The organism is Duganella sp. sic0402, from assembly GCF_019219065.1.
Classification (GTDB): Bacteria; Pseudomonadota; Gammaproteobacteria; order Burkholderiales; family Burkholderiaceae_D; genus Rugamonas.
On record NZ_JAHUWK010000001.1, the window covers coordinates 442,132 to 453,713 of the forward strand.

10 protein-coding genes are annotated in these 11,582 nt (G+C 61.9%); 5 read left to right on the forward strand and 5 right to left on the reverse strand.

Going from position 1 to position 11,582, the window contains the following annotated elements; all coding sequences use genetic code 11:
* The first annotated feature begins 73 nt into the window (after positions 1-73).
* A complete protein-coding gene (locus KW842_RS01930) occupies positions 74-2,215 on the forward strand; it encodes a TonB-dependent siderophore receptor (RefSeq protein ID WP_218302396.1) in 2,142 nt (713 codons plus the stop codon).
* Between the two features lie 269 nt (positions 2,216-2,484).
* Positions 2,485-2,751 carry a DUF6447 family protein gene (locus tag KW842_RS01935; RefSeq protein WP_218302397.1) on the forward strand — a complete coding sequence of 89 codons (267 nt, stop codon included), beginning with the start codon at positions 2,485-2,487 and terminating at the stop codon, positions 2,749-2,751.
* Here KW842_RS01935 and KW842_RS01940 read toward each other — a convergent pair.
* The 3 genes from KW842_RS01940 to KW842_RS01950 form a co-directional block, all read right to left on the reverse strand.
* A complete protein-coding gene (locus KW842_RS01940; protein WP_218302398.1) occupies positions 2,748-3,425 on the reverse strand; it encodes a DUF2459 domain-containing protein in 678 nt (225 codons plus the stop codon). The two genes, KW842_RS01935 and KW842_RS01940, sit on opposite strands and share 4 nt — an antisense overlap.
* Positions 3,426-3,492: 67 nt before the next feature.
* Complete coding sequence (locus tag KW842_RS01945) at positions 3,493-3,759, reverse strand: zf-TFIIB domain-containing protein (protein WP_218302399.1); 267 nt, start codon at positions 3,757-3,759, stop codon at positions 3,493-3,495.
* Complete coding sequence (locus KW842_RS01950; RefSeq protein WP_218302400.1) at positions 3,760-4,719, reverse strand: TerC family protein; 960 nt, start codon at positions 4,717-4,719, stop codon at positions 3,760-3,762.
* Between the two features lie 111 nt (positions 4,720-4,830).
* On the opposite strand from KW842_RS01950, the gene nhaR reads away from it, so the two are divergent.
* Positions 4,831-5,730 carry a transcriptional activator NhaR gene (gene nhaR, locus KW842_RS01955; protein ID WP_218302401.1) on the forward strand — a complete coding sequence of 300 codons (900 nt, stop codon included), beginning with the start codon at positions 4,831-4,833 and terminating at the stop codon, positions 5,728-5,730.
* Between the two features lie 57 nt (positions 5,731-5,787).
* A complete protein-coding gene (locus KW842_RS01960; RefSeq protein ID WP_218302402.1) occupies positions 5,788-6,885 on the forward strand; it encodes a calcium:proton antiporter in 1,098 nt (365 codons plus the stop codon).
* Between the two features lie 29 nt (positions 6,886-6,914).
* Here KW842_RS01960 and KW842_RS01965 read toward each other — a convergent pair whose 3' ends face one another.
* Positions 6,915-8,945, reverse strand: a complete 2,031-nt coding sequence (locus tag KW842_RS01965) for a glycoside hydrolase 43 family protein (protein WP_218302403.1) — start codon at positions 8,943-8,945, stop codon at positions 6,915-6,917.
* A gap of 108 nt (positions 8,946-9,053) precedes the next feature.
* Here KW842_RS01965 and KW842_RS01970 point away from each other — a divergent pair, with 108 nt between their 5' ends.
* On the forward strand, positions 9,054-10,055 hold the full coding sequence (locus KW842_RS01970) for a LacI family DNA-binding transcriptional regulator (RefSeq protein WP_218302404.1): 1,002 nt from the start codon (positions 9,054-9,056) through the stop codon (positions 10,053-10,055).
* On the opposite strand, the gene KW842_RS01975 is transcribed toward KW842_RS01970, so the two are convergent.
* Entirely contained in the window at positions 10,052-11,578 is a 1,527-nt protein-coding gene (locus KW842_RS01975) for a cryptochrome/photolyase family protein (RefSeq protein WP_218302405.1), read from the reverse strand. The genes KW842_RS01970 and KW842_RS01975 overlap by 4 nt on opposite strands.
* Positions 11,579-11,582 lie beyond the last annotated feature (4 nt).

Below are 11,582 nucleotides of genomic sequence, written 5' to 3' on the forward strand. Positions count from 1 at the left end.
GATTAACTGCATGAGAGTCACACCCATTCCATTGGCGGAATCCAAAGGGAACGCAATAGAGCGGAAATTAGTATTGGCCGTCGCGCTTGCGGTGGCGGGCAGCGGGACGGCCCTGGCCCAGCAGGCCCCCGCCAAGGCGGCGGACAAGGATGCGGACAGTCCGGTCCAGAAAGTGGAAATCAAGGCGCAAGCCGAGGAATACGATCCGCGCCGTGACGACACGGCCAGCAAGACCGTCATCACCAACGCCGAGATCATGAAGTACGGCGATACCAATGTGTTTGATGTGCTCAAGCGCGCGCCAGGAGTAACCGTGATCGGCAATTCAATCCGCATGCGCGGCCTGGGCAACTACACGCAGGTGCTGGTCAACGGTGAGCGCCCGCCGCCAGGGTTCTCGCTGGACACGCTGCCGCCGGAACAGATCGAACGCATCGAGGTGGTCCGCGCGGCATCCGCCGAATTCTCGATGCAGGCCATCGCCGGCACCGTCAACATCGTCCTGAAGCGGGTGGTGGCGAAGACGCAGCGCGATCTGCGCGCGAACCTGTCGCATGCCGACGACCAGCGCGATGCCATTCTGCTTGGCACGCTCGCCGACCGCAGCGGCAATCTGTCGTGGTTTGTCAACGGCCTGGCTGGCCGCACGCTGCGCGATGCGCCGAGTGGCGGCAGCGATGATTTCACCAATCCGCAGGGGGCGCTGACCCAGCAGCGCGACTGGTGGCGCCGGAATCGTTCAAATAATGCCTTCCTCGGCCTGCAGCCGCGCTTGAACTGGAAACTGCCGGATGGCGACCAGCTCAACGCGAACGCCTTCCTGCAAATGGGGCGCTCAAACGGCGACGGCGCAACCCATTACCACGAAACCACCGGCCGCTTCGGCAATCCCGATTATGTCGACTTTACCAATCAGAACGTGTCGCGTACCCGCTTCTTCGGCGGTGAGCTGAACTGGATTGCCAAGCTGGGCGGCGGCAAGCTGGACGCCAAGCTGAATATCACGCAGGGCAAGGTCAGCAACGACAGCACCTCGCTATCGGCCACCACCGATAACTTGATCGTGCTGGACCGCGATTCGACCAGCCGCAGCGATTACGATACCATCGGCAGCACCGGCAAGTACACGCGCACCCTGTTCGAGGGGCACGCGCTGGCCGCCGGCTGGGAGATCAACCAGCAAAGCACCGAGGATGAGGTGCTGCGCGTGGAAGGCATAGTCGGGGCCACGCCGCGCATTATCCCGGAGCGCTTCAAGCCGCGGGTGCTGCGTTATGCCGCGTTTGGCCAGGATGAATGGAACCTCACGAAAGACTGGTCGGTCTATCTGGGCGCGCGCTGGGAAGCGATACGGACCGACAGCGAAGGCACCGGCCTGGTGGAGACGCAGTCGAAAAGCCATGTGCTGGGGCCGGTCGCGCAGACGCTCTACAAGTTTCCGGACAAGAGCGGCCGCCAGCTGCGGCTGGCGCTGACCCGCACCTACAAGGCGCCCAGCACGCAGCAGTTGACGGCGCGCCGCTATGAGGCGGCGGAGAACACCCGTTTCAATCCCGACTCCAGCGGAAATCCCAATCTGCGGCCGGAGCTGGCGAACGGGATAGACCTCACCTACGAGCATTTCTTTTCGCCCAGCGCGGTGTTTTCGGTGGGAACCTCGCAGCGCCGCATCCGCGACTACATCCGTACGCGCTTGACGCAGGACGATCGAGGCCTGTGGTTGAACCAGCCGCTGAACGATGGCAAGGCCACCGTGCGCACGCTGGACGTCGAGCTGAAGTTTCCACTAAAGGTATTGCTGAAGGACGGTCCTAATGTGGATTTGCGCGCCAGCGTTAATAAGAACTGGTCGCGGGTCGAGACGGTACCTGGCCCGGACAACCGGCTGGACCAGCAGGTGCCGCTGTCAGCCAACCTCGGCGCCGACTACCGCGCCGACAAGCAGACCTTCGGCGCCAGCTTCGTCTACCGTCAGGGCAGTCCGGTGCGGACTTCCGCTGAACAGACGGTTCGCCTGTTCCAGCGGCGCGACCTGGATGTGTACTGGCTGTACAAGTTCAATCCCGGCCAACAGCTGCGGCTGTCCGCCAACAACCTGCTGGGCGAGAACAACTACGGCTACTCGCGCTACGAGGACGTGAACGGTGTCAGCCGCCAGGCCAGCCTTACGCCGGGCTCGGTGAAACTGGGGGCAAATCTTGAACTGAAGTTCTAACGGCTCCGCCGTGGATGATTATCGGATATTTCCTGAGCGCATTCTACTTTTCATGTGCGCAACAAAGTCGGGCATTGCACGATGAAAGTTCAGGACTAATCTGATACAATTTTGCGTACCGTGGAATACGGTAGCAATGGCTTCACACTGCAGGGACGCAAGTTCAATACTTGCAACGCCCACCAGAATTCAGAAAAAAGCCGATCTAGCGATAGATCGGCTTTTTTTCTGGGTTGGATTTCTATTCAAGTATCAGAACAAGGAAAATAATGAGTCTGCCACAATATATTACGATCAACGGAACGGCGTACGCCTCGGAAAACCTGAATGATGCCGCGAAAACGCAGGCGATGAACGTGCAGGCGGTCGATGCTGAACTGGCGCGTCTGCAACAGCAGATCGCTATCGCCCAGACTGCGCGCAATGCCTATGTGTCGGCGCTGATCGAATCCGTGAAAGGCAAAGGCCAGGAAGCTGCCGCGGAAAAACCCAAGAAACCACGCGCACCGCGCAAGCCTAAAGCGCCAGCCGCTTAATTCCCTGATACGCCGCCGGCTCGCTGGCCGGTGGCGGTTTCATTTTGTAATGCCGCGATGCGCGCCGCCTGCTCGAACACGCTACGCGCCGTCAAATTAAAGCCTGAAATCGGCACTTCGGCCGCGCGCAATGCGCCAGCCAGCCATGAATTGCAGTTGTTGAACAGGCTGTAATTGCCGGTCGCCTGGTAGAAACGCTCGGGACTGTTGCTCTGCTTGCCCAGGTAGATGGGCTTGCCATCGGGATTGGCCGCGATGCTGCGGTCGATATATTCCACCAGTTGTTGATAGCCGCGCTCGGTGACCGCCAGCGCAACGGTGTCGCTCGCCTGCGCGCCCAGGGGCGGATTGGTTTCCCGGCCGCCGACCTGCAGCGCCGGGTAGTCGGACGCCACCAGCGCCTTGACCGCTTTCGACCACGGCGGATGCTCGGTCACAAAATATTCGCCATCGCCCCAGCCCACCATCATGTAGCGCTGGTCGTGAAAATCCGCCGCCAGCTTCGGGCTGCGCGCCAGCATGGACTTGCCGTCAAACAGCAGGGCGGTGTGCCAGCCAAATTGCACCACGTAGACGGTGTGCGGCGTCGGCCCTTTGCTCAGGTCGGCGCGGCTGGGTACACTGGCGCAGCCAGCTTGCAACAGGACGGCAATCAGAAGAAACAGTGATTTCATTAAAGAGGAGGGCAGGCGCGCTAAGGGGTGCAATTCTACAATACCGCGCCTGCGCTCCCTCAGCCTCTTAGAAATCGAAGATATCGCTGAGGAAGCTCTCCCGCTTTTTCTTGTGCTGCGGATAGTGGCCATGGCCCGCCTGCTGCTGATAGCGCGGATCAGGCGCACGCTGCTGTTGCGGCGGCGGGGCCACATTGCCGACCGAGCGTTCGACGATCTTGTCGAGTTCGCCCCGGTCCAGCCACACGCCGCGGCAGCTCGGGCAGTAGTCGATTTCGATACCCTGGCGCTCACTCATCACCAGGCTGACGTTCTTACATACTGGGCAATCCATTTATTTCTCCTTACGGGTCGAATACAGGCTGGCGATGACGCTGCCAGCGATCAGGGTGGCCACCACGGTCAGCGAGATATGCACCGGAATGTGCAGCCATGGCAACAGCAGCATCTTCGCGCCGATGAAGCACAGCACCAGTGCCAGGCCGTACTTGAGCAGGTGGAAGCGGTCGGCAACATCAGCCAGCAGGAAGTACAGCGCACGCAGGCCAAGAATCGCAAACAGGTTCGACGTGAAGACAATGAACGGATCATTGGTGATCGCGAAGATCGCCGGGATCGAATCCACTGCAAACACCACGTCGGTGGCCTCGATCAGGATCAGCACCAGCAGCAGCGGCGTGACGTAACGCTTGCCATCCTTCCAGACGATGAATTTCTCGCCATGGTCGCCTTCGGCCACCGGCAGCGTGCGGCGCGCCAGCTTCAGCACCGGGTTGTTCTTCACGTCCGGCTCCTCGTCCACGGCCTTCAGCATGCGCACACCGGTGTACAGCAGGAACGCGCCGAACAGGTACAGCACCCAGCTGAACTCGCTCACCACCCAGGCGCCGGCCCAGATCATGATGGCGCGCATCACGATCGCGCCCAGCACGCCGTAGATCAGCACCCGGCGCTGGTACTCGGGCTTCACCTGGAAGGCCGAGAAAATTAGCAGGAAGATGAAGACGTTATCGACCGACAGGGCTTTCTCGATCAGGTAGCCGGACAGGAATTCCAGCGATTTCTGTTCGGCGATTTCGGGCCCGAGCGTGCCTTTGAGGTGCCACCACAGGCCCAGGTTGAACAGCAGCGCCAATGAGAACCAGCCCAGCGACCACAGGCCTGCCTCCTTGATCGATACCTTGTGCGCCTTGTTGCCGCCGAAAACCCATAGGTCCAGGGCTAGCATCACCAGCACAAAGGCGATAAAGCCAGCCCACATCGGGCCGCTTGCCATGCTTTCTATTCCGTTCATATTGCTCTCCGGGCTTATTGAATAATGGGGCTATGATAGATAGCTGGAATTCATCGCACAATTCGAATATATTTGCATAAATCATCCAAAAAATCGATGCATCTGCTTTCCATGTCCAATCTCAACTACAAACATCTGCGGTACTTCTGGATGGTGGCGCGCAGCGGCAGCATCGCCAAGGCCGCTGAACAGCTCCATCTGACGCCACAATCGATCTCCGGTCAACTGACGGAATTTGCCGAGACGCTGGGGGTGGAATTATTCCGCCGCGTTGGCCGCCGGCTGGAGCTGACCGACACCGGCAACCGCATCCTGCGCCACGCCGAGGATATTTTCAGTGCCGGCGACGCGCTGCTGGACGTGGTGCGCGACCAGGCCGCAACCCAGGTCAGCGTGTTTCGCGTTGGCGTGTCGGATTCGGTGTCGAAGGCGGTCGCCTGCGAGCTGGTGGCGCCGGCGTTGACGCTGGATGATCCGACCCGGCTGGTGTGCCGCGAAGGCCGGCTGGCGGCGCTGCTGGCGGACATGGCGGTGCACCGTCTCGACCTGATCATCACCGATCGGGCCATGCCCAGCCACCTGAGCGTGCGCGCCTACAGCCACTTGCTGGGCGAGAGCGAGCTGGGCGTGTTTGCCACTGCCGCGCTGGCGGATACGCTGAGCGGCCCGTTTCCTGAGTGCCTGAACCACGCGCCGCTGTTGCTGCCGGGAGAAGACGTGGCCGTACACGCCAAGCTGATGCAATGGCTGCACACCCATGTGCCACGCCTGCGGGTGGTCGGCGAATTCGATGACAGCGCCATGATCAAGGCCTTCGGCCAATCGGGCGCCGGGCTGTTCTTCGCGCCGGCGGCCATCGCGGACACCATTTGCGCCCAGTACGGCGTGATCATGCTGAGCACCATACCGTCGCTGCGCGAGCAGGTGTATGCGATTACCACCGAGCGGCGCATCAGCCATCCGGCCACGCAGGCGATCCGCCAGGCGGCGCGCGAGGCCTTGCCGTCTTAAGTCTTTTTAAGACTTATCTATGTTATTGTCCGGCCTGTTACCAGAGAGAGATAGCCCATGAAAATACAAAATACCCTCCCTGTGTGGACCATTGCCGCACCTGTTTTAGGCTGGCTGGCGCTGATCGCCAAGTCGCTGCTGGGCGGCGAGGGCGCGCCTGGCGTGCTGATGTTGACCGTGCTGGCGGTGTGCCTGTTTGCTGGTGTGCTGGCGGCGGTGTTCCATGCCGAACTGGTAGCGCACAAGATAGGCGAGCCGTTCGGCACGCTGGTGCTGGCGGTGGCGGTGACCTCGATTGAAGTGGCGCTGATTGTCTCGCTGATGGTGGCCGGCGGCGCCGAGACCACCGGTCTGGCACGTGATACCGTGTACGCCGCCGTTATGCTGATACTGAACGGCATGGTCGGCATCTGCCTGCTGGTCGGTGGGCGCAAGCACGGCGAACAGAGTTTCACTGCAACCGGTGTCTCGGCCGCACTGGCCACATTAGCGGCAATTTCGGTGTTGACCATGGTGCTGCCGAACTACACCACCACCACGCCTGGTCCTTCCTACAATACCAGCCAGCTGATCTTTATCGCGGTGATTTCGCTGGTGCTGTACGGTACGTTCGTGCTGGTGCAGACCGTGCGTCACCGTGACTACTTCCTGCCGCAGCAACCAGTCGCGCATGAAGACGACCACGCCCCGGCGCCGCCAGCGCGCATGGCCTGGATCAGCGGCGCGCTGCTGCTGGCTTGCCTGGGCTGCGTGGTGCTGCTGGCCAAGTCGCTGTCGCCATCGCTGGAAGCGGCGGTGGTCAGCTGGGGAGCGCCGAAAGCGCTGGTCGGCATCATCATCGCCGCCGTGGTGCTGCTGCCGGAAGGGATCGCCGCATACCAGGCGGCCCGCGCCAATCGCCTGCAAACCAGTCTGAATCTGGCATTGGGCTCGGCCTTGGCCAGCATCGGCCTGACGATTCCGTGCGTAGCCATCGTCGCACTGCTGAATGGCTGGACGCTGACACTGGGCATCGACATCAAATCGACCGTGCTGCTGGTGCTGTCGCTGATTGTCGCCTCCTTGTCACTGACCGGTGGCCGCACCACCATCATGCAGGGCACCGTCCTGCTGACGATATGCGCGGTCTATCTGTTCGTGACTGTGGTCCCCTGAGCGGCGGCTGGGCGCTGATGGGACCGATCTCAATTGGGCGTGGTCCAGATGAAGCGCACGCCATCGCTGCCGTCGGGGATGGGGCCGGGGCTGTCGGCGATCAGTGCGCCGGTTTGGGGATGGATGCGCAGGTAGAAGTTGGTTAGCAGTGACATCAGAATCAACTCCCCGGTCGGCGTTTCCATCCACTGGAAGCTGTGCGCGACGCCGGGGCGCGTGGCTTGCAGCGTGGCGCCGCCATCCAGGCCGACGCTCAGGTAGTTATCGCCGGAGCGCAGTGCGACCCGGCCCAGGCCCATGTCCTGTACGGTGACATTCAGCGGCTGCGCCGGCGCGCGGCCGACTGCGGCTTTCAGCTGGATCTGCTTGTCGTAAGGGATGGCGCGCATCAGGCCGCGCGGATAAGGCTGGTGGATGTCGATGCTGTCGAAGTCCGCCATGCCGCCTTGCTGCTTGCCGGTGTTGTAGGCGAACAGGCCGTAGCGCACGCCCTGGAAGGTGGTCAGCTGGAAGATCATGGTGAACTCGTCGCCGATAGGCTGGAAGTTCTGGCCGTCGATGGAATAGCTGAAGCGTGCTTTCTCGTTCAGGAAGTCGCACTCGGCGCGCAGCCAGACACGCTTGGCGCCGATGGCGATCTGTGTGCTGCGGTTACGCGCCTGGTCGAACAGGACCAGTGACAGCTTGCTGTCCTTGCGCGCCACACCCAGCGTCGCATAGGGCAGGTTCAATAGCGCCAGGCCGGCCACGTCGTTGTCCAGCAGGCCGCTGGCGTCCAGCACCACCGTGGGCGACGAGACTGGACCGATGGCGCGCTGAGTCAAGGTATTGCGCGCATCCCAGAAGCTTTCCGCGTGCAGCGTATGCAGACGCAGGAAACCAGGCCGCTCGCTCAGCGACCATTTATCCTCCACCGGGACGTGATTCCACTGCCATAGCGGTTTCAGCGCAGGCTCGGAAAAATCGTCGCTGCGTACGAAAGGCACGCGGATCTGCTGCGCCTCCTTGGTGCGCGGCTTGACCCAGGTGCGCGGATTGCGTCCCAGGTTGCCCGGCAGTCCAAAATACGGCCAGCCATCCTGCCAGGTGACCGGCGCAAGGCTCAGCAGGCGGCCCACCGAGTTATAGTCCATCATCGAAAAGCCCCACCATTCACCGGCCTCGGTCAGCACGATGCCGCCCTGGTGCATGGCGGTCGCATCGCGCGAGGCCGGATTCGGCGGGACCACCTCGAACGGATATTGTTTGTTCTTCAGCCGGTAACCGCGGACCAGGCCAAAGCCCTCATCTTTGCTGATCGCCGGATTCACTTCATACGGGCCGAAGACGTGGTTGGCGCGTGCCGCCGGCATGCGGAAACCGCCCGCATAATTGGCGCTGAGGATGTAGTACTTGCCGCCTATCTTGTAGAAGTGCGCGCCTTCGCCCATGCCGTCAGTCTTGGAAAACAGCACCTGCTCGGTGCTGGGCACGATGTCCAGCAGGTCGTCGGTGAGCTGGGCGATGTGCATATCCTGGTGTCCCCACACCGCATACGCCTTGCCGTCATCGTCGAACAGCACCGACAGGTCGTGCAGGCTGCGCTTCATCTCCCAGTGCGTCCACGGGCCGCGCGGATTGATGGCCGAGTAAATCTGCGTGCTGCGCCCATTCACATTGGTGAAGATGTAGAACACGCCGTTGCGGTAGCGCAGGCTGGGCGCCCAGATGCCCTGGCCATAGATATTCTTGCCATCCTCCAGCCGGTAGGCCGGACCGAAGTCGAGCCGCTCGGCGGCATAGCTGAGGAATTCCCAGTTGACCAGGTCCCTGGAGCGCAGCACCGGCAGGCCGGGCATGGCGTGCATGGTGGTGCCGGTCAGGTAAAACCATTCGCCGACGCGTATCAGGTCGGGGTCGGAGAACTCATCGTAGAACAGGGGATTGGTGAAGGTGCCGTTGTTGTTGTCCGGCGTCCAGGTGCGGTGCGTAAGCGCTGAGCCGGTGCGCGGCTCTGGCTGTGCGCTGGCGGTATGCGTCAGCGCGGCAAGCATGATGGCGGCAAACACGGCTTTTTTCATCGTTTCCCCTGTTTGTTATTTGTCGCGCAATTGTACCTGCGCGCGGCAGTTGTGGTGCAGATGTCAATTAGATAGAATGATTACGCTACCAACATCCTGAAAGAAACGATGCCCGCAACTCCCGTCACCCTGATCGATGTCGCCAAGGCGGCGGGCGTCTCGCCGATTACCGTGTCGCGGGCACTCAACGAACCGAATCTGGTGAAGCCGGCCACGCTGGCCAAGGTGCAGGAAGCGGTCAAGCGCACCGGCTATGTCAAGAACATGCTGGCCGGCGGCCTGGCTTCCAGCCGCAGTAAGCTGGTGGCGCTGGTGCTGCCGACGATTTCCACCCAGACCTTTGCCGACATGGTGCAGGGCGCCACCGACCGCCTGACGGCGGCCGGCTATCAGCTGCTGCTGGGTATCGTCGGCTATGAAACCTGGCGCGAAGAGATACTGGTCGAAACCATCCTGAGCCGTCGTCCGGACGGCGTGATCCTGACCGGCGCGCTGCACACCGACAGCACCCGGCAAAGGCTGATGCAGATCGGTACCCCGGTGGTGGAAGCCTGGGATCTGACCCAGCATCCGATCGATATGGCGATCGGCTTTTCGCACGAAGAAGTGGGCCATGCCTGCGCCCAGCATTTGCTGAAACAGGGCTACCGCCGCTTTGGCATGCTGACCGCGAACGATCCGCGCGCCGGGCAGCGCACCCAGGGTTTCCAGGTGGCGCTGGCCAGGCAGGGCGTCAACGTCATCGCCTCGCATGTGGTGCAGGCGCCGGGCGCCTTGCCATTGGGGCGCAAGGGCGCGGTGCAGCTGCTGGATACGCATCCGGAACTGGATGCGATTTTCTGTAGCTCGGACACGCTGGCGCACGGTGTGCTGATCGAAGCGCAAAGCCGCGGCCTGCGCGTGCCTGAAGACCTGGCCATCATGGGCTTCGGCGACCTGAATTTTTCCGCCTACACCAATCCGCCGCTGTCCACCGTCAAGGTGGATGGCGCCAAGATCGGCGCGCTGTCAGCACAGGCTTTGCTGGACCGTTTGTCCGGCGCCAGCGCAGCAGCCGCGCAACGCGTGGTCAATACCGGCTTTGAATTGATCCAGCGCGGCAGCACTTAAAGTTCTTCCACGCGACTGCGCAAGTCTGCGGCGTGTGCACGCACTGCCGCCAGCGCATCCTTATCCATCCGTTGCAGCTGCTGGTAGACCATGCCGAGCCGCTGATTGCTGGCCAGCTGGTGCCGGTTGCGGTCGAAAAAATCCCAGTACAGGGCATTGAACGGGCAGGCGCGTTCTCCCAGCCGCGCCTTCTTGTCGTAGTGGCAGCCCTTGCAGTAATCGCTCATCCGGTCGATGTAGGCCGCGCTGGAGACGTAGGGCTTGGTCGCCAGCAAGCCGCCGTCGGCAAACTGGCTCATGCCCAGGGTGTTCGGCAGCTCGACCCACTCGAAGGCGTCGATATAAATCCCCAGATACCACTGGTGCAGCGCTTGCGGCGACAAGCCCGCCAGCAAGGCGAAATTCCCGATCACCATCAGCCGGTTGATGTGGTGGCTGTGCGCGTGCTGCAAGGACTGTCCGATCGCGGTCGCCAGGCAGCGCATGCGTGTATTCCCATCCCAGAACCACCATGGCAATGGTGTCTGATGGCCGAATGCGTTCAACTGTTCATAGCCGGGCATACGCTGCCAGTAAATCCCGCGCACGTACTCGCGCCAGCCCAGGATCTGGCGGATATAACCTTCGGCCGATTCGAGCGGCGCCGCACCGCTGCGCCAGGCGGCTTCCACACGTTCGACCACGGTGCGCGGTGACAGCAGCTTGACGTTCATCGCAAATGACAGCAGCGAGTGGAACAGGCGCCAGGCCTTGATGCTCATCGCATCCTGGTAGCGGCCGAAGTGGGGCAGGGCGGTGGCGATGAACTGCTCCAGCTGCTGCAACGCTTCCTCATGGTTCAGCGGCCAGCCGAAATTGGCCGCGTTCGGTTCGCCGAAACTCTTGGCGCCGGACGCCTGGATGGTTTGCCAGAGGACGCTGTGGTCGTGCATGACGCGCAGGTCGGCAGGCTCCCAGGGAATGCCGTGCCAGGCCTCGCGGTTGTCGTGGTCGTAGTTCCACTGGCCGCCGGCCGGTTTCCCGGCGCCTGACATCAGCACCCCGTGCGTGCTGCGCATGCGGCGATAGAAATGCTCCATCAGCCATTGCTCGCGGCCGGCGAAAAGCTGGGCCGCCTCGTCGCGCGTGGTGTAAAAGTGTTCGGTGTCGTCCATCCGGGCGGGGATCGGCAGGCCTGCGGCATAGCCGGACAGCTGCTGGTCCAGCCGCCACTCGTCCGGCGCTTGCCAGGCAAATTCGGTGGCCTGGTAGTGCGCCAGCAGGTAGTCGAGGTTGGCCGGCAGGGACTGTCGGTTGGCCGCATCGTCAATGGTGAGGTAGTGGACCTGGTGGCCGGCCTCGTGCAGACGCCACGCAAAATCGCGCATGGCGGCGAAGATGGCGATGATTTTTTGTGCATGGTGCAGCACATAATCGGTTTCCTGCCGGATTTCCATCATGACGAATACTTCGTCGCTGCTGGTGCGCTTGAACCAGCTGTGCTGATGATTCAGCTGGTCGCCAAGGATCAGTTTGAGTCTCATTTCT